This window comes from Bradyrhizobium sp. CCBAU 53340, from assembly GCF_015291645.1.
Lineage (GTDB): Bacteria > Pseudomonadota > Alphaproteobacteria > Rhizobiales > Xanthobacteraceae > Bradyrhizobium.
Map to the genome: position 1 here is coordinate 252,782 of NZ_CP030056.1, position 20,834 is coordinate 273,615.

21 protein-coding genes and 1 pseudogene are annotated in these 20,834 nt (G+C 60.9%); all 22 read right to left on the reverse strand.

The window, feature by feature from the left end; all coding sequences use genetic code 11:
- Nucleotides 1-38 precede the first annotated feature (38 nt).
- The gene (locus tag XH89_RS37790) at nucleotides 39-806 is read right to left on the reverse strand and encodes an amino acid ABC transporter ATP-binding protein (RefSeq protein ID WP_128929533.1); all 768 of its coding nucleotides are present in this window, start codon (nucleotides 804-806) and stop codon (nucleotides 39-41) included.
- Nucleotides 803-1,693 carry an amino acid ABC transporter permease gene (locus XH89_RS37795; RefSeq protein WP_128955168.1) on the reverse strand — a complete coding sequence of 297 codons (891 nt, stop codon included), beginning with the start codon at nucleotides 1,691-1,693 and terminating at the stop codon, nucleotides 803-805. Before XH89_RS37795 ends, XH89_RS37790 begins: the two co-directional genes overlap by 4 nt.
- Nucleotides 1,690-2,565, reverse strand: a complete 876-nt coding sequence (locus tag XH89_RS37800) for an ABC transporter substrate-binding protein (RefSeq protein ID WP_128929531.1) — start codon at nucleotides 2,563-2,565, stop codon at nucleotides 1,690-1,692. The genes XH89_RS37795 and XH89_RS37800 overlap by 4 nt, the downstream gene beginning before the upstream one ends.
- A gap of 571 nt (nucleotides 2,566-3,136) precedes the next feature.
- Nucleotides 3,137-3,379: pseudogene (locus XH89_RS42230) on the reverse strand (hypothetical protein); the annotation flags it as partial.
- Nucleotides 3,380-3,592: 213 nt separating this feature from the next.
- Nucleotides 3,593-4,954, reverse strand: a complete 1,362-nt coding sequence (locus XH89_RS37810) for a sensor histidine kinase (protein ID WP_128929530.1) — start codon at nucleotides 4,952-4,954, stop codon at nucleotides 3,593-3,595.
- Nucleotides 4,929-6,383 carry a sigma-54 dependent transcriptional regulator gene (locus tag XH89_RS37815; RefSeq protein WP_128929529.1) on the reverse strand — a complete coding sequence of 485 codons (1,455 nt, stop codon included), beginning with the start codon at nucleotides 6,381-6,383 and terminating at the stop codon, nucleotides 4,929-4,931. The genes XH89_RS37810 and XH89_RS37815 overlap by 26 nt, the downstream gene beginning before the upstream one ends.
- Nucleotides 6,380-8,080, reverse strand: coding sequence for a hydrogenase maturation protein (locus XH89_RS37820; protein WP_128955167.1), 1,701 nt, complete (start codon nucleotides 8,078-8,080; stop codon nucleotides 6,380-6,382). Before XH89_RS37820 ends, XH89_RS37815 begins: the two co-directional genes overlap by 4 nt.
- Nucleotides 8,081-8,088: 8 nt before the next feature.
- On the reverse strand, nucleotides 8,089-9,129 hold the full coding sequence (gene hypE, locus XH89_RS37825; protein WP_128929527.1) for a hydrogenase expression/formation protein HypE: 1,041 nt from the start codon (nucleotides 9,127-9,129) through the stop codon (nucleotides 8,089-8,091).
- A complete protein-coding gene (hypD, locus tag XH89_RS37830) occupies nucleotides 9,126-10,268 on the reverse strand; it encodes a hydrogenase formation protein HypD (protein ID WP_128955166.1) in 1,143 nt (380 codons plus the stop codon). The genes hypE and hypD overlap by 4 nt, the downstream gene beginning before the upstream one ends.
- Complete coding sequence (locus tag XH89_RS37835; RefSeq protein WP_128929525.1) at nucleotides 10,265-10,501, reverse strand: HypC/HybG/HupF family hydrogenase formation chaperone; 237 nt, start codon at nucleotides 10,499-10,501, stop codon at nucleotides 10,265-10,267. The genes hypD and XH89_RS37835 overlap by 4 nt, the downstream gene beginning before the upstream one ends.
- Nucleotides 10,501-12,756, reverse strand: coding sequence for a carbamoyltransferase HypF (hypF, locus tag XH89_RS37840; RefSeq protein ID WP_164933597.1), 2,256 nt, complete (start codon nucleotides 12,754-12,756; stop codon nucleotides 10,501-10,503). The genes XH89_RS37835 and hypF overlap by 1 nt, the downstream gene beginning before the upstream one ends.
- A 2-nt stretch (nucleotides 12,757-12,758) precedes the next feature.
- Entirely contained in the window at nucleotides 12,759-13,664 is a 906-nt protein-coding gene (hypB, locus tag XH89_RS37845) for a hydrogenase nickel incorporation protein HypB (RefSeq protein ID WP_128955165.1), read from the reverse strand.
- Nucleotides 13,664-14,005: a hydrogenase maturation nickel metallochaperone HypA gene (gene hypA / locus XH89_RS37850; RefSeq protein WP_128929522.1), complete on the reverse strand. Its 342-nt coding sequence runs from the start codon at nucleotides 14,003-14,005 to the stop codon at nucleotides 13,664-13,666. Before hypA ends, hypB begins: the two co-directional genes overlap by 1 nt.
- Nucleotides 13,998-15,089: a nickel-dependent hydrogenase large subunit gene (locus XH89_RS37855; protein WP_128929521.1), complete on the reverse strand. Its 1,092-nt coding sequence runs from the start codon at nucleotides 15,087-15,089 to the stop codon at nucleotides 13,998-14,000. The genes hypA and XH89_RS37855 overlap by 8 nt, the downstream gene beginning before the upstream one ends.
- Nucleotides 15,086-15,595 carry a [NiFe]-hydrogenase assembly chaperone HybE gene (gene hybE, locus XH89_RS37860; RefSeq protein ID WP_128929520.1) on the reverse strand — a complete coding sequence of 170 codons (510 nt, stop codon included), beginning with the start codon at nucleotides 15,593-15,595 and terminating at the stop codon, nucleotides 15,086-15,088. The genes XH89_RS37855 and hybE overlap by 4 nt, the downstream gene beginning before the upstream one ends.
- Complete coding sequence (locus XH89_RS37865) at nucleotides 15,592-15,801, reverse strand: rubredoxin (protein ID WP_128929519.1); 210 nt, start codon at nucleotides 15,799-15,801, stop codon at nucleotides 15,592-15,594. The genes hybE and XH89_RS37865 overlap by 4 nt, the downstream gene beginning before the upstream one ends.
- Nucleotides 15,798-16,661, reverse strand: coding sequence for a hydrogenase expression/formation protein (locus tag XH89_RS37870; protein WP_128955164.1), 864 nt, complete (start codon nucleotides 16,659-16,661; stop codon nucleotides 15,798-15,800). Before XH89_RS37870 ends, XH89_RS37865 begins: the two co-directional genes overlap by 4 nt.
- Nucleotides 16,658-17,104 carry a hydrogenase accessory protein gene (locus XH89_RS37875; protein WP_128929517.1) on the reverse strand — a complete coding sequence of 149 codons (447 nt, stop codon included), beginning with the start codon at nucleotides 17,102-17,104 and terminating at the stop codon, nucleotides 16,658-16,660. The genes XH89_RS37870 and XH89_RS37875 overlap by 4 nt, the downstream gene beginning before the upstream one ends.
- 253 nt (nucleotides 17,105-17,357) lie before the next feature.
- Nucleotides 17,358-17,654, reverse strand: coding sequence for a HypC/HybG/HupF family hydrogenase formation chaperone (locus XH89_RS37880; protein WP_128929516.1), 297 nt, complete (start codon nucleotides 17,652-17,654; stop codon nucleotides 17,358-17,360).
- A 26-nt stretch (nucleotides 17,655-17,680) separates the two neighbouring features.
- A complete protein-coding gene (locus XH89_RS37885) occupies nucleotides 17,681-18,259 on the reverse strand; it encodes a HyaD/HybD family hydrogenase maturation endopeptidase (RefSeq protein ID WP_128955163.1) in 579 nt (192 codons plus the stop codon).
- A gap of 16 nt (nucleotides 18,260-18,275) precedes the next feature.
- Nucleotides 18,276-19,019, reverse strand: coding sequence for a Ni/Fe-hydrogenase, b-type cytochrome subunit (gene cybH / locus XH89_RS37890; RefSeq protein WP_128929514.1), 744 nt, complete (start codon nucleotides 19,017-19,019; stop codon nucleotides 18,276-18,278).
- 9 nt (nucleotides 19,020-19,028) lie between these two features.
- A complete protein-coding gene (locus tag XH89_RS37895; RefSeq protein ID WP_128929513.1) occupies nucleotides 19,029-20,819 on the reverse strand; it encodes a nickel-dependent hydrogenase large subunit in 1,791 nt (596 codons plus the stop codon).
- Between the last annotated feature and the right edge of the window lie 15 nt (nucleotides 20,820-20,834).

A 20,834-nucleotide genomic window follows, 5' to 3' on the forward strand; every position in this document is an offset into this window, starting at 1 on the left:
CTCAATTCCTCTCTGGTCGTATGTAGAGATGCTGCGTGTTAATCGAGCACCGCCGAAATGAACTCTTTGGTCCTTGCGCCCTTGGGGTGCATAAGAACCTCTCGGGCAGTGCCTTCTTCTGCGATTTGGCCTTGTTCCATAAAGATCACGCGATCTGCGACCTCGCTCGCAAATCCAAGTTCGTGCGTAACGACCACCATAGTCATGCCGGTGCGTGCCAATTCCTTCATCGCCGCGAGGACTTCGGCAACGAGTTCAGGATCGAGTGCAGATGTCGGCTCGTCGAAGAGCATAAGGCGCGGGTGCATAGCCATAGCCCGCGCGATGGCCACACGTTGTTGCTGGCCGCCAGACAGGCTGGAAGGGTACGCGTTACGCTTCTCGGATAAGCCTACGCGTGCTAGGAGGGCTTCCGCCTCACAAACGACGTCAGCCTTATTGCGCTTTAAGACACGCACGGGTCCCTCAATGACATTGTCAAGAGCAGTCATATGGGGAAAGAGATTAAATCGTTGAAACACCATCGCGGTCTTCGTCCGCTGGCGGGCGAGTTCCGCACCGCCTAGTGGCCGCAATTGCGACCCCACTTGGCGATAGCCCACGATTTCGTCGTCTATCCAGATATGTCCTGAGTCGACGGAAACCAGTTGATTAATACATCTCAAGAGCGTCGTTTTGCCTGAGCCTGATGAGCCGATCAAACACACTACTTCATTGGGCATGACGTCGAGGGAGACGCCGTCCAGAACTTGTAGATTTCCATACCGCTTCTTAACTCTTCTCATTGAGAGCAAAGGCTTGGTCATCGGACCCTCACGACAGATGTTCCCCGCGCGAACCGCCATTCGAGCAGCAACTGAAGCGGCGTGAGAATGGAGACAGCGAGGAGATACCAAGCGCCTGCTACGATCAGTAGCTCAATCACGCGCTGATTGACGAAGTACACGTTCTGTGCGCTGTAAAGTAAATCGGTGTACTGGATCACGCTGGCGAGTGACGTCATTTTTACCATTCCAATAAACTCGTTACCAATCGGCGGAACTATCACGCGCATTGCTTGAGGTAGGACGATTCTCCAGAGCGCGTGTAGACGGGTCATGCCAATCGACTGTGCCGCTTCGTGCTGGCCCGCATCAACCGAGAGGATTCCGGCGCGAATGACCTCCGAGGTATAGGCACCCTGATTGATGCCAAGGCCAAGCAGCGCGGCCCAAAAGGGCGTGATGACATCGACAGTCGGGGCCGTCCACAGACCGGGAATGCCGATGACTGGGATGATTAAGGCTAGATTATACCAAATCAGAAGCTGGAGGATTACCGGCGTCCCGCGAAAGAACCATTGGTAGCCAAATGCGACGATGACTAGGAGCGGATTATCCGACATTCGCATAATCGAGATAGCCAAGCCGAGCGCGACACCGACAATCATCGCCAGCACGGACAAGATCATCGTATGCCAGAAGCCCGCGAGAATTGTAGGCGCCGCTAAGTATTTGGCAACAACGTTCCATTCGATCTGCGCGTTAGCGAAGGCCCTTACAATAAGGACCAACAGACCAAGAACTAGTACGCCCATTATCCAGCGGCCGACGTAACGCGGCGGCACGATCTCGACCAACGACAGATCGGGCCGTGAAAAGAGAGTGGAGGAACCGCTGCTCGATCGTACAGGCTTGTTTGACACCGCGCTCATTTTCGCGGTTCCGAATTTAGATATACTTCCGAAATAGCGAGTTTGCTCAACTGATATCTAGCCAGGATCTTTGCATAAGTGCCGTCCTTAATCATCGCATCCAGAGCGTCGGCGATCGCGTCACGCAGCGCGACATCGCCCTTACGCACACCAATTGCCTTGAATTCTGGCGCGAAGGGCTCGCCGATCGTCTTGTAAAGGCCTTTGGACTCCGCAATCATGTAAGGAACCTCGACGAAGCCCTGCAGTGCTGCATCAATTCGGCCTTGCGTTAGCTGCAGCCGCGTATCTGGCGTTGATTCGGTGCCAATCAACTTCACAGCCGGCATTCCCTTCTGAACGCAGTCCGACTCGCTCTTTGCAAGCATCACTTTGTACCAAACAGTGGACCGAATGGCGCCGGCCCGCTTACCGCAAAGATCGGACAACTCCTTTAGCTGAGAATTGGAAAGTGCGTAGACCTGATAGAAATCCCTGAAGTAATCGACCATCTCCATAATGGAATGACGTTCAGGGAGGTCGCTAAGTCCACCCATGATGATATCGATCCGACCGGTCTGCAGTGACGGGATGTACTGCGCAAATAGCATTTCATTGAATTCGGCCTTGACGCCCAAACGTGCTGCGATTTCCCGGCCAATATCTACATTCATCCCTCTGAATTCGCCCGTCTCCGGATCCTTGAACTGCAGCGGTGGCAATGCATTGCTGAGACCCATGCGCAGGACTCCCGCCGTTTTGACTGCGTCGGGCACCTGGATCTCTGCTGCACTCACTACCCTCCAGGAGGCAATGGAAAGCCCTACAATTGCTGATAGGGCAACAACTTTCGCGATTTGACTGGTGAACCCGTTTACTCGCCACGGTCCCATCTATTTCTCCTCCCTATTGGTAGCCCTTGCCTTCAGGGGCACGTGTTTCACTCGGCCGCGTGCTGTTGAGGGTAGGAAATTAGACCTCAATGACGCGGCACCGACGTCTTCCATTGGCCAGCACGGCAAACCGCGAAGCGTGCTTGGGCTCGACACGGGAAGCTGGGCGGCAGTTTCGCAACTCGTAAAGTGTTGCTTTCCTGCCGCCACAGCTCGACGGTGCTAATTAGCAACGCTAAGGGGCGGGCTATTTTGGATCAAATTCATTCTATCAAGGTCAGTATGCATCCAAGGCATAGGCCGACCCTCAGCACAAAAAATGGCCCATGCTAGGACAAAACGCGCCATCCATTGATTGTGCGTTGCGGGGCCTCGCGAACCGCTGAGCGGCAGTCTCGATGGCGGTCTCCATTATTAGAGCTCCGGAGCGGGAAAGGGAGGTGCTCTTTCCGTGACACCTGCGCGATGGCAACGGCATGGGCGATGTCCTCGGAGTTGAAGTGTATCGAACGCACTTAAAGATGCTTGTCGCCACACGACCGGGCGAGATCTCGGTGACGCGAGCGCGAGATCAGTAAAGAACGGGGCTCAGCCCGCGAACGCGCAATACGCTGGCCTTGGTGGCATGATGGCTAGGGATGAAGAAAGCCAGGGCGTTCTGGAAAGGCGTAGTGGCCAGCGACCGACCAGACGTCAACCACGTAGCGGCGCGCATCGGCATTCTTGTCACGATCAGCCGTTTCACGTGCAGTGCCGCGCGCAGATTGACGTCGAGCAGCGCGTGGATTTCGTCAGACGCAAGGTCTAGGATGTTGCTACGCTGCGACTGACCGGCCTTGTTGACGAGAACGTCGAATGTGGTCGTACGCGCTAGCGCTCCAGGACGTCGAGATCGTTAATCTCGCGCCGACAGCCTCCGCATCCGGCTTGGCCGACAGCCTGGCCAGCGGCCGAACCTCGCGCTAGCGAGTAAATTAGAAGCCCTGAGGGCGGAAGCGGCGCCGAACCGTCGCAGCCCTGACTAACTCTACGCCGCCGGGAGAGCGAAGGAGAATATTGCCCCTCCCTCTGGTGCGTTGACAACAGTCAGTTCGGCACCATGTTCGCGCACGATTCCGTAGCTGATCCAAAGGCCGAGCCCGGTGCCCTCTCCAACGCGCTTGGTCGTAAAGAACGGCTCAAATATGCGACCTATGTTGTGCTGTTCGATCCCGGGCCCGTTATCGGACAAACGAATCAGGATCTCGTTCTGATTGCGGCGAGCCGATATCTTTAGCCGTGGCTCCTGAGTGCCGCGCGTCGCGTCAATTGCGTTTTCGACGAGATTTACGATAACCTGGTGGAGCTGCCCTTCATTCCCGCAAGTCCAAAGATCCGCCTCGATGTCCATGTGAATGTCGAGGCGAACCTGCTTCGTGCGGACTGCCCAGAGCACGGCGGTGTTGATCAGAGGCTCGATGTTGACGCGATCAAACTCCCCGAGCTTGCTGAGGGAAAGCCGGCGTAAGTTTTTTACAATTTCGCTAATGCGCACGGCGCCTTCCATTGTCCCGTCCAGGAGCGGGCCGAGATCCTCTAGAATGGCGTCAATGCGGAGGCTTTTCTTCAAGGCTGCAGCTTCGGAGCTTATCGATGTGCCGTGGACGGCATCAAGGTAGGATGTCAGCGCCGTGCGATAGCGCATCAAGGTGTGCACGTTTCCATAGACGAAGCTGATGGGATTATTAAGTTCGTGAGCGACACCGGCCACCAGTCGGCCGAGACTTGCCATTTTCTCCTGTTCTACCAATTGACGCTGCACTCGCTGTAGCTCCTGATGAGCCGTGTGCAATGCTTCATAGGCTCGGCGAAGCTCGCCGATAGGCCTTCCAGTCAGAACCACGCCAATGAAGCGGCCCCGATGGTCGTGTCGGGGCGAGCTGTTGATTGCGAACAGGTCTGAGCTGCCGCCTTCGGTCAAGAAACGGAGTTCGCCATCCACAACCTCGGACGGGCTCCGAGGCTTGAGGAGCGACATGAGCTTGGCGCCATCGGCAGCGTCAATGATGTCTGCCATCCTCCAGCCGACGATTTCGTCATTGGCGCGGTCAAGCGTGCGCTGTAAAGCGGAATTGACTTGCTGGATCTGGCCTTTCGCGTCGCAAACGATGAGGATATCAGAGACAGATTCGATGACGTTGGTGACAAATGCTTGAGCTTCCTCGAGCTCGGCATTCTTGTGTTCCAGATCGACCTCATAACGCAATAGGTCGGAATAAACCTCATCCATCTTGCGGATGACTTCGATCCAAGCGCCCTCACGCTCGTGGTCGAACTCGATAGCACCGCGATCGCTGATCAACTTGAGCAGCGAGTCGGATCCGTCAGGAGAATGCGTCGCCTTTGCCATTTTTTCTCAAATCATACCTGGACAGCTTGTTCCGCAGGCCTACCCGGGACAGGCCGAGCTCGCTGGCAACCCGGCTGATATTGCCCTCATACTTCTCCAGGGAGTTGATGATAACCGACTTCTCCAGATCCTCCACCCTGTCCTTCAGGCTCGCTGCGCCGTTCAGGTTCTGTATGACCCCCGTGGCGGTCCGCCTGCCGTTGCGCCGGCCGAGCAGCGTGGGAGCCTGCAATTCGTCCGAGTCAGCCAGCACGGCCATACGCTGGATCTCGTTCTGCAGTTCGCGCACGTTCCCTGGCCAAAGGTATTTGACGAAGCCCTCAAGAGCAGCGGAGGCAAAGCGCAGACCTGGCCGGTTGAAGGAAGTCTTGACTTGAGACAGTACTCCTTCTGCGATCAAGGGTATATCCATCGGCCGCTCCCAAAGCGCCGGCATGTGAACCGGGAACGCCGCCAGCCGGTAATAGAGATCACGGCGGAAGCGGCCCGCCTCCACCTCGGCCTCAAGATCCCGATTGGTGGCTGCCACCACACGGACGTCGACTTTCCTTACACGTTGCGCGCCCAGCGGACGGATCTCGCTCTCCTGCAGCACGCGGAGCAGCTTCACCTGAAACGCCGGCGAGGTCTCTCCGATTTCATCAAGGAAGATGGTACCGCCATCGGCAACTTCGAACAGACCGATGCGATCCTGGTAGGCGCCTGTGAAAGCGCCCTTCTTACACCCGAACAACTCGCTTTCGAGGAGCTCGTCAGGCAGCGCCCCACAGTTCTCAACGACGAAAGCCTTACCGGCTCGGGCTGAGCCGTAGTGGATCGCGCGTGCCAGCAGCTCTTTGCCGGTTCCGGATTCGCCCGTGATCAGCACGGAGATGTCGTATTCGGCCGCCCGCCGGCCGAGTTCAATGACCGCATGCATCGGGCTGTCCGGGGCGTGCACAATTCGGTTGAAGTCATAGAGATGCTTAGCTGCGCCGCGCTTGACCGAAACGACCCTCTTGATGTGCTCGGGCGTTGCTTTGACGTCGACCCCTGCGGTCTCTGTCTCCTTCTGAAGCCGATAGAGCTGGACCGCCTCCTTGACAATGTCGATCAGCCGGTCCGGCTGCCAGGGCTTCGTGATGTATTGATAGATGCCCGCCTCATTGAGCCCTGCGATGATGTCGTCCGATTCCGAATAGCCGGAGATGATCATGCGAACCGGATCGGGCCAGAGCTCGCGCACCCGCTTGAGGAAACTGACGCCGGATTCGTGCGGCATGCGCTGATCGCAGATGATGGCGTGGACGATCTCCCCTTCGAGCAGCTTTTCAGCGTCTGCTGCGCTGCCGGCGCAGAGTACCTCAAAATCCTCGTTGAGGACGCGGCGTAGCGCCTCCTGTGACCTGACCTCGTCGTCGACTACCAAAATAGTACCCTGGAAGCTCATATGCGCACCGCCATGCGGGTAGATTTGTCGAGCGCGCGAGGCGACCTATGGGGTGCGATTGTGAGTGGCGTGCGCGACTTCGGCACCTTGTGAATGAAGTTGTAGCGGGCGACGTGGTAACTCGGATCGAATCCGTAGAAATTAAGCCGCATCCGCCGCAGCTCCTCGTCGCGATAGGCCTGCAAGGGCTTGTGGGCTTCGTCCGCTGCGCGACGTCGCTGCTTGTCAGCAAGACGCGTCGCAAAGCGTTCATCCGCCGCCATGCTCGCGGCAAGGCTCATGAGGCGGCCCTCCGCCAGCTCCCCGCCCGACAGAGCACGATCGATGATGCCAAGGCGCCCCGCCTCTGCCACGCCCATCGGCAGGCGGCATTGCGTGATCCGGGTGGCGTTCGCTGCACCCGCGCGGCGCGGCAGCAGATAAGTCCAGTATTCCGAGCCGAAGAGATTGCCTATGTCCTTATAATGTGGATTCAGGACGACCTGATCGCTCGCCCAGACCTCGTCGGCAGCGAGACTTAAAAATACCCCTCCCGCCCCGGCGTTGCCGCGAATGACGGAAACGACGAGCCGATCGGTGGTCTCGATGACAGTGTGCGCAAGATCGTCGATCGCATTGATGTTGCGCCAAGACTCGTCCGCAGCGCTGTCAGCCGCCTCGATCTCGGCGAGGTGAATGCCGTTGGACCAGTAATCACGTCCACCGGTCAGGAGAAGCACCTTGGTTGGGCGGGCCAGCGCAGCTCGGTAGGCGTTCAACAACGCTTCGCAGTCAGAGGTCGCCATGGCGCCATTGTAAAAGGAAAACTGCAACTCGCCGACCTCGCCCTGCTCGCGATATCGTATGGGCGCATAGCCGCAATCGGGTCGGTACGGCAGGCGCATCGCCTGCTCCGCAAAGACCTTTGCTGCGGATCGTTTCAGGCTTTTCGGTACAAGCTGCCGCACATGGCCGATCCAGACGGCACCATCGACCGTGGCCCGGGCCAAGGCTCCATCGCAATGCGCCACAATGGTTCCGGGCACACCGGAGATGCCGCGCGCCTCGTGGGCGTCGAACAGCCTGACATCTTTGAAGAACAAGCTGTCGACCAAGCCCGGCATTCCGTCTGCACTGTGGATCTTGCGCAGGACGGTCTCGCTCGTGTCGTGCTGCCAATCGATCATCCGGTCGGCCTGCCGGCAGGGCCCGCGCACCCGAATGCGGGGATCATCGGCAGGCATCGGCGACGGTGTCGGCTGTCCGGCTTCGATTGCTGCAATGGCTTCGAGCACCGCCGCGACCGCGCACGTCGTGACCTCGTTGCGGTAGATGCTGGATTTAGCCGCGCACCGCATCGGGAAGGTTCTGAAAGCCCAGATCGGACCAGCGTCGAACCCGCCGTCGGCCTGAAGCACAGTCACGCCCCAATTGGAAACACCTTCCAGAATCGCCCAGTCGAGCGCCGCCGGACCGCGGTCGCCGGGCGGACCGGGATGGACGATCAGGCAGCGCACGCTACGCCAGACATCTTCGGGGATTGCGCGCTTGAGGAACGGCGCGATCACCAGATCTGGCTGATACAGCGCCACGCTTTCGCGCGTAACGTCGGGGTGGATATCCAGCTCGACCGAGACCTCGTGGCCGCCCTCCCTGAGCTCGACGTGGAGCCGTTGCGTCAGGCTGTTGAAGGAGTGCGTGAGAAGCAGGATGCGCATGACCGGCCTCAGCAGATCCTCGGCAGTTGTTCGCCCGACAGCCAGTCGACGATCCGGCCACCGCCAAAGCTCGTCGCCATCTGCACGAAATGGTGATCGTCGGCCACGGCCTCGCCGATGTCGGCCGCATCACAGCCGAGCGGATGCGCGCGCATCGTCGCGAGCACGGCAGCGGCCGCCTCCGGGGCCACAATTGCAACCAGCTTGCCTTCGTTGGCCACATAGAGCGGGTCGAGGCCCAGCAGTTCGCAGGCCGCGGCCACGCCCGGCTTCACTGGGATCGCCTCCTCCTGCACACGGAAGCCGAGGCCAGACTGCTGGGCGATCTCGTTGAGCGCGGCGGCTAGCCCGCCGCGGGTCGGATCGCGCATCAGGCGGATGCCCTCTCCGCCTGCGGTGACCATCTTTGCCACGAGATCATGCAGCGAGGCTGAGTCCGAGACGATCTCGGTCTCGAAGGCGAGGTTCTGCCGCTTCGACATGATAGCGACGCCGTGGTCCCCGAGCGTGCCGGAGATCAGGACGCGATCGCCGACGCGAGCCTTCTCGGCGGATAGATCGAGGCCATCGGGTACGACGCCGACGCCGGCGGTCGAGATGAAGAGGCCGTCGGCCTTGCCGCGCTCGACCACCTTGGTATCGCCCGTGATGATATGGACGCCGGCCGCGCGCGCCGCCTCGCCCATAGATTCCGCGATCATCTTCAGGTCGGAGAAGCGAAAGCCCTCCTCGATGATGAAGCTCGCCGAGAGGTAGAGCGGCCGCGCGCCGGCCATGGCGATGTCGTTGACCGTGCCGTGCACGGCGAGCGAGCCGATATTGCCGCCCGGGAAGAATAGCGGCGAGACCACGTAACCGTCGGTCGTCATGACCATGCGTCCGGCTGCGACATCGAAGGCCGACTGGTCATTGCCGCGCGCCAGCCATTCGTTGCCGAAGGCCGAGTGGAAAAGACCCGAGATCAGCTGTGCCATCGCGCGGCCGCCAGAGCCGTGGGACAGGTCTACGCAGCCGTTCTTGATGTCGAGCTTGCGTTGATGGGCCTTCATGATGCCCGCCTCTGCTGATGGTCGCGGAAGCGGCCATAGGTCCAGTGCGCAGCGCAGGCGCCCTCGGACGAGACCATGCAAGACCCTATCGGCGTTTCCGGCGTGCAGACCGTGCCGAACAGCTTGCAATCGACCGGTTTCTTCACGCCGCGCAGGATGGCGCCGCATTCACAGGCCGGATTGTCGGCAACGCGGAGCTCCTTCATGTCGAAGCGCGCTTCGGCATCGTATTTCGCGAAAGCGCGCTTCAGCTTCAGGCCGCTATAGGGTACCTGCCCGAGCCCGCGCCATTCGAACTGGTCGCGCAGCTCGAAAATGTCGGAGACCTCCTCCTTGGCGCGCAGATTGCCGTCACGCTTTACAGCGCGGCTGTACTGGTTCTCGACCTCGTGCCGGTTCTCATTGACCTGCCGCACCAGCATCAGGATCGCCTGCATCATGTCGAGAGGCTCGAAGCCCGAGATCACGACCGGCTTGCCGAATTCTTCCGCGAAGAACTCGTAAGGAGCCGTCCCGATAATAGTCGAGACATGCGCAGGTCCGACAAAGCCGTCGATCTCGACCCGGCCGATGTTGCGAATATCCGGGCTCTCCAAGATGTTCTGCATCGCCGGCGGCGTCAGCACGTGGTTGCAGAAGACGCTGAAATTGGCGAGCTGCTTCTTTTCGGCCAAACGGATCATGACCGCAGTGGGCGGCGTCGTCGTTTCGAAGCCGATGGCGAAGAATACGATCTGGCGCTGCGGATTCTCCTCGGCGATCCTGAGCGCATCGATGGTGGAATAGACCATGCGGATGTCGGCGCCTTTCGCCTTTGCCTTCAGCAACGAGGCGCCTTGCGAGCCCGGCACGCGCATCAGATCGCCATAGACGCAGAAGATGATTTCGGGCCGTTCGGCCAGTCGGATCGCCATGTCGATGCGCCCCGCCGGCAGTACGCAAACCGGGCAACCCGGACCGTGGATCATCCGCACGTTTTTAGGCAGCATGTCCTCCAGGCCATAACGCGAGATCGCATGCGTGTGGCCGCCGCAGAATTCCATGAAGCGATAGGGGCGCTGCGGATCTGCTTCGGACTGGATCGCGTTCGCAAGCCCGAGCGCGATCTCCTTGTCGCGGAACTCGTCGGCATACTTCATGGCATGGCTCCCAGGGCCTCGGCGCTAAGCTCGTGCAGCAATTCCAGCGTCCGTTGCGCCTCTTCCGGATCGATTTTGGTAAGCGCGTAGCCGACATGGATGATCACGTAGTCGCCGATGGCGAGATCCTCGATGAGCGCGACGGAGATCTCCTTGCTGACGCCGTCGATGGACACAATGGCCATGTCGTCAGGCAGGAGCTTTGTCACCTCGGCGGGTATGGCAAGACACATCAGGCGGTTCCTTCTAAGCCTTGGTGTTCGAGAAGTTGCAGCCCCGCGATCCAGGCCTGACCCAGGCTTAGGCCGCCATCATTCGGCGGCAGTTGGCGCGGCAAGAGCGGGGTGAGCCCGGCAGCGATGCAACCGCGCGAAATCCCGGTGCTGAGGCGGGCGTTCAGGAAGCAGCCGCCGCTCAAGGCGACGGTCTCAAGTCCGGTCTCACGAGCCGCTTGGGAGATCCAATCGACGCAAGCGGCAGCGAAGGTGCCGTGAAACAGCCCGGCCCCGTCGGTGGGATCCGGCGCATCGACCACCAGACGGTCGAGCAATGGGAGCAGCGACAGCACGCCATTCTCGATCACCCAGCCGCCGGACACAACGCGCGGCTCGCGGACCCGCGCCTCTAGCTTCATGGCAGCCTCGCCTTCGTAGGTTTGTACGGTGCAGACCCCGAGCAGCCCTGCGGCCGCATCGAACAGCCGGCCGGCGCTGGTCGTCGTGGGCATACCGGGTTGTTCGAGCAGAGCCGATAGGCGCGCGGCCTGCGGCTGTGCCGCAAAGCGAGACGCAATCGCATCGCCGCGCCGAAGCGCGTGCAGCACGCTGGCGGCCATCCGCCACGGCTCGCGCGCGACCCGATCGCCGCCCGGCATCTTCAGCGGCGCCAGATGCCCGAGCCGCCGGAACCGCGCGCCTTCACAGGCAAGCAGTTCGCCCCCCCAATTGCCGCCGTCGCTGCCGTAGCCGAACCCGTCAAGCACTAAGGCAAGCACCGGACCTGCGATGCCATGCTCCGCCATCACCGAGGCCGCATGGGCGTGATGGTGCTGGACCGCGATCAGCCTGGTCCCGCGTGCCTCGGCGAAACGGGTCGATGCCATGTTCGGATGCAAGTCGTGGATCAGGGCGACAGGCTCGACGTCGAGGGTAGACAGCAGATGGTCCACAGTTTCCTCGAAGAATCGGATGCCTTCTGCGGTGTCGAGGTCGCCGATGTGCTGGGAGACAAAGGCCTCGTTGCCGCGCGTCACCGCCACCGTCGACTTCAGCGCTCCGCCGACGGCAAGCAGGGGCGCCACCGAGCGCGCAAGCCGGACAGGCTCCGGGACATAGCCTCGCGCACGCCGAATGAACTGGGGCCGTCCGGCGACCACCGCAGCCAAGGAATCATCGGCGCGGGTGACGATGTCGCGGTCATGCGTGACGATGAGATCGGCGATGCCGGCAAGTCGTTGCTCCGCTTCGCGATTATCGATCAGCAGCGGCTCGCCGCTGAGATTGGCGCTGGTCGCGACAATCGCCCAGCTCTCGCCGACCGGCGCATGCGCCGCATTCAGCGCATCGAAAATCAGGTGGTGAAGCGGTGCGACCGGCAGCATGATGCCGATGCGCGCCAGCTCCGGCGCGATTGACTGCACAAGGCGCCCGCGCGACGTCAGCAACACGATCGGCCGCGGCCGTGACTCGAGCAGCGCAAGTTCGACAGCGTCGGCCTCGGCGAACTCGGCGACTGCCTCCAGCGTACCGACCATGACGGCGAAGGGCTTCTGATCGCGCTGCTTGCGCAGGCGCAGTTGCCGCACGGCCGCATCATTGTGAGCATCGCAGATGAGCTGATAACCGCCGAGGCCCTTGATCGCGACAATCTTGCCGCCCGCGACGGCGGCGGCGATCTCGGCGATGCCATGGCTGAGCCGCGGCCCGCATCGCGGGCACGCAATCGCCTCGGTATGGAAGCGGCGACTGCCGGGGTCAGCATAATCAGCGGCACAGGCTGCGCACATCGCAAAGCGCTTCATTGCGGTGGCCGGACGATCATAGGGCAGCCGCTCGGCGATGGTGTAGCGCGGACCGCAATGCGTGCAGTTGATGAAGGGATAGCGGTGGAATCGGCTTGCCGGATCGAACAGCTCGCTCAGGCATTCCCGGCAAGTCGCGGCGTCCGCGACGATGCGCGTCGACACCCTACCCTGCTCGCTGGTGCGAATCGAGAACTCCTCGGTGGCGGCGGCGCCGATCGGCTGAACCGAGATCTCGTCGATCCTGGCAAGCGGCGGCTTTTCCAGTGGCAGCGCGGCGACGAAATCGGACGCCCGCTCGCCTTCGACTTCGATAAGAACGCCGTTCGGATCGTTGGCGACGAAGCCGCCGAGGCGATAGCGGGTGGCGAGACCATAGACGTAGGGACGAAAGCCGACGCCCTGCACGGCGCCACGCACATGCAGGCGCAGCCGCTGTCCGTCCCGCGCTGTGGCCTTGTCGCTCATCCTCACTCCGCTGCCGTCATCTCGGCCGGCTTCGCCTTCGAAGCCCGCTTGCGGAGCCAGGCATAGAAGGCCAGGAAGCCTTCGCCGGTGCGCGCCGACACCGTCAGCACCTCGATCCTGGGATTGACCCGCCGCGCATATTCGATGGTCCTGGCGAGGTCGAAATCGAGCACGGGCGCAAGATCGATCTTGTTGATCAGCATAAGCGCGGAGGCAGCGAACATGTCCGGATATTTCAGCGGCTTGTCCTCGCCTTCGGTGGTCGAGAACACCACGATCTTGCAGGCTTCACCGAGGTCGAATGCCGCCGGACAGACGAGATTACCGACATTCTCGATGAACACGACCCCACCGTTCAGCCAGGGCAGCCGGTCATAGGCTTCACCGACCATGGCCGCGTCGAGATGGCAGCCCTTTCCGGTGTTGACCTGGATCGCCGGCACGCCGGTTGCGCGGATGCGCTCGGCATCGTTGGAGGTTTGCTGGTCACCCTCGATCACGCCGATCGGGAAACTGTCCTTCAGCTCACTGACGGTGCGGACTAGCAGCGAGGTTTTGCCGGCTCCGGGGCTCGAAACCAAGTTGAAGGCGAGCACGCCGTCGGCACGGAAGCGAGCGCGGTTGTCGGCGGCGAGTCTGTCGTTCTTGCCGAGAATATCGCGTTCGATCTGGATGATGCGATCGCTGCTCATGCCCGCGATCTGTTGGCCGGCGGCGTCTGCACTGCAGTCGAGCAGGCCCGTATCGCCAGGCCCATGATCGTGGCTTCCGTCGTGATGGTGGTGGTGATGGTGACCGGGGCCATGGTGGTGATGATGACCTCCATGAGCGTGCTCGTGATCCTGATTATGATCATGCGTATGTTCGTTGGACGCTTTGCCGTCGCTGCAGCCGCAGACCGTACACATCAGTCGACCTCCAGTTCCTTCACACGCATCTCTTCGCCGCCGGTGACCTGCAATTGATAGCTGCCGCAGGATGGACACGGCTCGTAGCGCTGCTTGATCTCGACGTTTTGCGAGCAGGCCATGCACCAGGCCGTGCCCGGCGTCGCGATGATCTCGAGTCTTGCGCCTTGCGCGATGGTCCGCGCCGCGACGGCCTCGAAGCAGAATTGCATTGCGTCCGGCGCGACATGGCTGAGCGCACCGATCTCTAAACACACCGCCTTCACTCGCAAGAACGAGCGCTTGCGCGCCTCTTCCTCGACGATCCCGATGATGCCCTCGCACAAGGCCATCTCATGCATGGCTGGCCTCGCGGAAGCTGACGCTGAATCCGACGCAGGGGTCGAACGCCCCGACAAGTGTCCGCACCGCGTCTTGGCCCTGCCGGCCGGCGGAGAGGAGCGCGCCCTTGAGGCTTCGCACCAGCGGTCCGCGTTCGTGAAAATTCCACTCGGTCGGAGCGATATATTCGAAGCCGACGATACGTCCTTCCTCATCGAGCTTAACCGCGTGATGGAGCCGGCCTCGGGCGCATTCCACTGCCGCTGCGCCCCGGCGCTCGCCGAGCCGATAGCTCGCAACGACGCCATTATCGGGAGCGTCCCGCCTGGCGTCCAGCCAACAGGTGAGCCGGGCGATCTCGTCGATGCGCGCTCTCACGCGCGCGGCGCCGCTAGCACTTAAGGACAAAATCTGTTCGCGCTGCGCCCGCCGCGCCCAGACGCCCGTTTCCGGAACCTTCCCGCAGAGTTCCGGCGCTTCGGAATAAGCCGTCCCTTCAGCCATGAGGCGCGTCACGATCTCAAGATCGTCAGCGGGGGTCAGAAAGAATTGGTCGGCCGCCGGCAATGACATCACCTCACGATCGCAGCGCGTCAGATAGGTGGAAAGTACGCTGCCTGGCGCCGGAGGCTGGTGTTCACCCGAAACTCCGAGCGCGCGGAGCGCAGCCTTGACGTGTGCAATGACATCGCGGCGCACGGTATCTGGCACGGTTTCAACCGCACCACTGAGAGTGGTGCTCGCCTGTATCATGCTTCGCACTGCGGGTGCGCTCTCCTGATCGAGTTCGAGGCCTGCGACGAACAGGCCGCGTATCAATTCAGTTAAGCGCTCGGCGACAACGGCCGTGAGACGATGCATCGCTATCGGCTTGATCGTCTCCAGCCCCTGCGCCGCCTCGATTGCTGAAAGGAAGGCCACTTGGTGGGCGACCGAGCATAAGGAGAACAGGCGCGGCAGCACAGGGATGAGCGCGCTTGCCGGCTTTCCGGCAAACAGCCTCGTCAGGGGAGGCCGGCTCCGTGGCCGGATAGCAACGTCCGAAATTGTGGTACCAGTGAGCCACACCATTATGTCAATTTCGTTTCGAAAGGGGCGACTCATCCCGGCCGCTCCGTCAAGGTACCGCGCAGGAAGCTCCGACGATCAATCGGGGTCGTCGGTGGTTCGCGCCGGCGGACCGCCTCCTCGCTGTCGGCCGGCAGCATCAGCTCGGCAAGAGCGGCGTCAGCCGTTGCTCGCGCCGATGCCATGTCCGCAAATTGGAACATTGGCGAGAACAGCGAGCAGCTAGCGATGCGGCCCATTTGCACCTCGCTGAGGGTAAATTCGATATCACCGGCTGGAAAGCGAATACGCACGGTCGCGCCCGACCTATCCCCAGCGGCGCTCGCCGGCATCACCACGTTCATGAACCAAGGAGTGACCATGATGCCGACAAACGTTCCCTCGAAGCGACGGAAACCAATGGCCTCAACATCGAGGGCCTCGTTGTAGATTGGCAAATCGCGCATCGCGCGCTCGCCGATCTGGCGATACATTCCTGCCAATAGCTCGCCCCATGTCACCGCGTCGGCGTCGCTGGGAGAGCTTGGCGCGCTGGCAGTCATGTTTCGATCGCCATGAACTTCGATTTCGGGGCGTCGCAGTTGGGGCATCGCCACTCCTCCGGCAGAAGTGAGAACGGTGTGCCGGGTGCGATCTGCGCCACCGCATCACCATCGGCCGGATCATAGACGGTCCAACAGATGCCGCATTCAAGCCGCGCAGCCTCAGTGACGTCTTGGCGCACGCCAAAGTTCTCAAAGGCGCTCATTTGAAATATGCCTCAATGATTTCTTGGAGCCGTTCGGCGGAATCCTCGAAATCTTCGTCTGCAGCAAGCGCAACCGTGGGTACCCCGCCAACTTCCAGCGTGTCGAGGATGATGGTGTCCATGGCGTTGAAAAACTGCACCGACCAGACATTGCGAATGCCAGTCGACAGCACCCGACAGGTGCCATAGCCGCGCGAGACAAGCTGGATCGGCCCGTTCCGAATAGTCTCCTGCAAAAAGCTCATATCCACCGGGCTCATCGGCAACAGAGTGAAATTGATGATCTGCGAGCGGATGCCAGGACGCCAGGCTAGCGCCCGCTCGCGGATCTCGGCGAGCACCGGTAGGACGTTCATGGCGCCTTCAGGGGCCTGTCCGATTTCGAAATCGGCGGCTGTCAGATCGGCTGCTGCGCGTCTGACGATCTCGGGAACAGCGCCTACTTCAATATATTCGGAAGCCGCGTCAGTTTCGATCCTGACACGCCAGATCCCTGCGAGCACCGATTCTTGAATCTGCGCCAGCGATCCGTCCGGCAGCGCTACGACGCCGCCGACCTCCCCCTCGCCGAGAACATCGGCGACGAGCTTGCTTTCGAGATCGTTGAGATTGCCGAGCCGGAACAGTTGCGAGGGTGCGTCCGCCCTTTGACCTGCAATGGCCTCCGCGATGTTGGAGAGCAGCGTGACGGCTTTGGGGCAGTTCTTAGCGAGCTCGACACTGTCTAATGTTGCGAGTCTTGCGAGTGCGCCGGCCGCCGTCAGGCTGCCACTTGAGGCATTGAGACTCTCTTCTCCGATAGGGAACACGCTGACGGGTTGCTCGGCGCCTTCCGGCGCATCCCAGAATCCGACCTTCATAGCTCGACACCTTTTGCGCGATGCTGGGGAACAATGGTAACGGCAATGGCTGCGCTTTGCCCGCGCGGGCGGTCGATCAGCTTAGTGATGCGGTCGACATAGACTGACCAATCCTGGATCTTGGCGATCAGCCCCAGCGTCTCGCCCTTGGCCACGAAGATAAGGGTCGGCTGCACTCGCACCCCGAAACGTTCGCCAAGCGCCTCTTCGGCATGGGGTGCAATGATCGCGGCGCGCAGGCGGCCTCCGAACGCCGTAACCAGCTCAGGCAGCACTACGGCGACATCAATGGCCTCCGGAAAACGGTTGGGATTACCCGCCGATAGCAGCACGGCGACAGCACCGGCTTGGTCGGCATGTTTAAGAAAATGATCGACGGTCGCGACATCGACCTCATTGAGGCCATGCCGACTGAGATCATGCCGTCCTACCTGGAATTCCATTTGACCTCCCAAAACAGACTTATCTTTCTGATCGGGATAGTGTTAGCAAGCTGCGTGCCAGGGACAGTCAGGATTTATGTAGTTGAATTCACTGATCTATTTTCAACGCCATCAAGCCGAGTGGATGCGAATGATAAGCTACTTTCCACTACAAACGAAAGCCTTCTTTCCAGACTAGAAACTTGTCTTCCGGCGAGCACCTCGGCCAGCGGCTGAGGTCAGCCGGCCAAGTCATTCTAGGATGACAACCCGCTTAATCAGTCAGGAGGTGCGCAGGCAATTGCGGTTCGCGGTCGATCAGATCGGCGAAGAAGCAGTCGAAATCGTTGCCGTCGAGCGCTGCACCGAGACCGTCGATGGCAGCCGCAATCAGGCACGCTTCTTCTTTCTCAAGTAGGCGGATCGCCGTGTCGATGTAGACCAGCACGTGGGCACCGGCCGGAGGATGCGAGAGCAGAAGCACGGAGACGCGGCGTTGCTCGCCGCGAAACTCGCACAAAGCCGAAATTCCATCGGTCTCGACGATAGTCATCGGCAGTCCAAGGCACATCCGTCTTCTCCGGCACGCTCCGGCGGTCAGGCCGGCCGCATCTCGTAACTCGCATGGTCGATGTCGTTGGCGAGCAGGCGCTCGGAGTCTGCCAACGGCGTATCGCGCAGCTTCACCTCGATGCCCCACTCGGCCAGAACTTTGCAGGCAAGCTCGATGGCCGGTGCGATCTGATCGCGTACGGACGCCGTCAATGGACCTCCCCAGTCTTCGAGATCGAGCGGTTGGCAGCCGATCAGGACGAGGTGCTTCGGGCAGCGGCCGAGCAGGTCGGCTGCGCTGATCACCTCCTGGAAGCCGGTTTGATGCAGACTCATCTTCTTCGCGCCGGTGAAGCGTGGCACCTCGTCGCCGCGCACGAGCTTCAGCTTGCCTGGCGGCAGACCATAATCGATGGCATCGAACACGAGCAAGCGATCAGCGTCCTCCAGATAGTTGACGAGATAGAGCCCCTGCGTTCCGCCATCGAGAATCGTGACATTATCAGGCACGGCGTAGCGGCGGTGGAAGTCCTCCACCGCGCGCACGCCAAAGCCTTCATCGGCCCACAGGATGTTGCCGATGCCGAGCACCAAGATGTGGTCGTCGTTTGGGGCGTTCAACATCGAGATCGTTCCAGTTTCAGTCACGGAATTGCCGTTCGCCCGAGATCATCGAGGAGATGATACTCTGGCGTGACATGATGTCCTCGCGGATCGCAGCGTAGATGTGTACCATCACGAACACGACCAGCGCCCACATGCCCAGATGATGCCAGGTGTGAACGTCCTGGCTGTTCGGCCAGATCGAGAACACCCAGCCGAACAGTTTGTGCTGCCAGCTATCGATGCCTTCTCCTTCCGAATAGAGCGCAAAGCCGGTCACGATCATGAAGGTCACGAACAACGTGAAGCCCGTGAACATCGCGGTCTGCGCCAGCGGGTTGTGCCCGACATACATCTTCGGCTGACGTTCCAGGAAGGCGTACCAGCGGATCTCGTGCCAGACTTCCTTCCAGAATTGCCGGCGATGCACCGGCAGATAGAAGATCTGCCGGGAATGGTGGTTGCCGGTGAAGGCCCACAGGATACGCGCGAGGAAGAACACCGCGAGCACCTGCCCCGCCGCGAAATGGGCGAAGCGCATATAGCCCATCACGAAGTTGGCCGACGCCTCCCCCTCGACCGCCGGCAGCGGCGTCCCGATCAGAAACCCGGTGACCATCAGGATGATGATCGAGAACGCGTTCACCCAATGGCAGATGCGCACCGGCGCTTCGTAGACATAGACGGTGGGCCGGCCCACCGCATGCTCGCCAGCAGCATCGGCCGCGATCGCCGTCAGGTCCGGCTCGCTTTCCACCGGGGGAGCAATTGCATCCATCATGGCCGCCTCCTACCTGACCTTGACCTTGGCGAGTTCCTGGCCGTCCGGGCTCATGACGTGCGTCGAACAGGCAAGGCACGGATCGAAGGAATGGATCGTGCGCAGGATCTCGAGCGGCTGCTCGGGATTAACCATCGGCGTGTTCATGAGCGAGGCTTCGAACGCGCCGATGTTGCCTTGCGGATCGCGCGGCGAGCCGTTCCAGGTCGTCGGTACCACGCACTGGTAGTTGTCGATCTTGGTTTCCTTGATCTTGATCCAGTGCGCGAGCGCGCCGCGCGGGGCCTCGGTGAAGCCAAAGCCCTTGGCTTCCTTCGGCCAGCTCTCCGGTTTCCACTTGTCGACATTCGCGGTCGAGCTGTCGCCGGCTTTGATATTGGCAACGAGCTTGTCCTGGAAATAGCGCATCTGGCGTCCGGCCCAAACAGATTCGAGCGCGCGCGCCGCGGTGCGGCCGAGCGTCGAGAACAGCGCCGACATTGGTAGATCGAGATCCTTCAGGAATTTGTCGACGGGATCCTTGAACTCCGCCTTGTTCTGCGCATAGCCGACGACCCAGCGCGCGAGCGGGCCGACCTCCATGGCATGTCCCTTCCAGCGCGGCGCCTTGATCCAAGAATATTTGCCGCCTTCGTCGAGCTGTTCGATCGCGGTCTTGGTACCCTTTGCATTGGGTCCGAGTTCGTAGTTCGGCTCCGTGATGCCATCCCAAGGATGAAGGCCCTTGGTTTCGTCGGGATACTTGTACCAGGAGTGGACCACGAACTCCTGGATCTCGTCGGGATTGGCGTGATCGACCGGAAGCACCTCGGAGAGATTGCCGTTGATGATGGCGCCTCGTGGCAGCTTCAGGTTCTTGGCTGAATAGTCGTTGGCATGTTCTGGCACGTCGCCATAGGCGAGCACGTTCTGACCCGAAATGCCTCCACCATAGAGCCAGTCCTTGTAGAACGAACCGATCGCGGCCACGTCAGGCAGGTAGACCATTTCGTTGAATTCCATGATGCGGTCGATGATCGAGGAGATCAGGTTCAACCGCTCCATGTTGATGGCACCGACAGCACCTGTCCCATCTACGTTGATCGGACAGGGCACGCCGCCGACGAGCCAGTTTGGATGCGGATTCTTGCCGCCGAAGATGGTGTGGATCTTGACGATCTCCTTCTGGAAATCGAGCGCCTCCAGATAATGCGCGACCGCCATCAGATTGGCCTCGGGCGGCAATCTGTAGGCTTTGCTGCCCCAATAGCCGTTCTTGAACGGACCGAGCTGTCCGGACTCGACGAACTTCTTGAGCCGGGTCTGCAGATCCTTGAAGTATCCCGGCGAGGACAGCGGCCAGCTCGAGATCGACTGGGCTAGCGTTGATGTCGCGCGCGGATCGGCCGAGAGTGCGGAGACGACGTCGACCCAATCGAGCGCATGCAGGTGATAGAAATGGACGACGTGGTCGTGCACCTGAAGTGCGAGCTGCATCAGGTTGCGAATCGAGTTTGCGTTTTCGGGGATGGTGATCCCAAGCGCGTTCTCGACCGCGCGCACCGAGGTCAGCGCGTGCGTGCCGGTGCAGACGCCGCAGATCCGCTCGGTAAATGCCCACGCATCGCGCGGGTCGCGGTTCTTCAGGATCACCTCGATCCCGCGCCACATCGTGCCGGTCGATACGGCATTGCGGATCACGTTGTCGGCGTCGACATTGACCTCGACCCGCATGTGTCCCTCGATGCGGGTCACGGGATCGACGACGATGCGTTTGCCGGAATTGTCGAGATTGAAGCCGTTGGGAGTCTGGATACCCATGATCGTTTCTACCCT

Coding starts and splice junctions, on each gene's coding strand:
- XH89_RS37790 (WP_128929533.1), bottom strand. CDS start 806: ATGACCAAGCCTTTGCTCTCAATGAGAAGAGTTAAGAAGCGGTATGGA.
- XH89_RS37795 (WP_128955168.1), bottom strand. CDS start 1,693: ATGAGCGCGGTGTCAAACAAGCCTGTACGATCGAGCAGCGGTTCCTCC.
- XH89_RS37800 (WP_128929531.1), bottom strand. CDS start 2,565: ATGGGACCGTGGCGAGTAAACGGGTTCACCAGTCAAATCGCGAAAGTT.
- XH89_RS37810 (WP_128929530.1), bottom strand. CDS start 4,954: ATGGCAAAGGCGACGCATTCTCCTGACGGATCCGACTCGCTGCTCAAG.
- XH89_RS37815 (WP_128929529.1), bottom strand. CDS start 6,383: ATGAGCTTCCAGGGTACTATTTTGGTAGTCGACGACGAGGTCAGGTCA.
- XH89_RS37820 (WP_128955167.1), bottom strand. CDS start 8,080: ATGCGCATCCTGCTTCTCACGCACTCCTTCAACAGCCTGACGCAACGG.
- hypE (WP_128929527.1), bottom strand. CDS start 9,129: ATGAAGGCCCATCAACGCAAGCTCGACATCAAGAACGGCTGCGTAGAC.
- hypD (WP_128955166.1), bottom strand. CDS start 10,268: ATGAAGTATGCCGACGAGTTCCGCGACAAGGAGATCGCGCTCGGGCTT.
- XH89_RS37835 (WP_128929525.1), bottom strand. CDS start 10,501: ATGTGTCTTGCCATACCCGCCGAGGTGACAAAGCTCCTGCCTGACGAC.
- hypF (WP_164933597.1), bottom strand. CDS start 12,756: ATGAGCGACAAGGCCACAGCGCGGGACGGACAGCGGCTGCGCCTGCAT.
- hypB (WP_128955165.1), bottom strand. CDS start 13,664: ATGTGTACGGTCTGCGGCTGCAGCGACGGCAAAGCGTCCAACGAACAT.
- hypA (WP_128929522.1), bottom strand. CDS start 14,005: ATGCATGAGATGGCCTTGTGCGAGGGCATCATCGGGATCGTCGAGGAA.
- XH89_RS37855 (WP_128929521.1), bottom strand. CDS start 15,089: ATGAGTCGCCCCTTTCGAAACGAAATTGACATAATGGTGTGGCTCACT.
- hybE (WP_128929520.1), bottom strand. CDS start 15,595: ATGACTGCCAGCGCGCCAAGCTCTCCCAGCGACGCCGACGCGGTGACA.
- XH89_RS37865 (WP_128929519.1), bottom strand. CDS start 15,801: ATGAGCGCCTTTGAGAACTTTGGCGTGCGCCAAGACGTCACTGAGGCT.
- XH89_RS37870 (WP_128955164.1), bottom strand. CDS start 16,661: ATGAAGGTCGGATTCTGGGATGCGCCGGAAGGCGCCGAGCAACCCGTC.
- XH89_RS37875 (WP_128929517.1), bottom strand. CDS start 17,104: ATGGAATTCCAGGTAGGACGGCATGATCTCAGTCGGCATGGCCTCAAT.
- XH89_RS37880 (WP_128929516.1), bottom strand. CDS start 17,654: ATGTGCCTTGGACTGCCGATGACTATCGTCGAGACCGATGGAATTTCG.
- XH89_RS37885 (WP_128955163.1), bottom strand. CDS start 18,259: ATGTTGAACGCCCCAAACGACGACCACATCTTGGTGCTCGGCATCGGC.
- cybH (WP_128929514.1), bottom strand. CDS start 19,019: ATGATGGATGCAATTGCTCCCCCGGTGGAAAGCGAGCCGGACCTGACG.
- XH89_RS37895 (WP_128929513.1), bottom strand. CDS start 20,819: ATGGGTATCCAGACTCCCAACGGCTTCAATCTCGACAATTCCGGCAAA.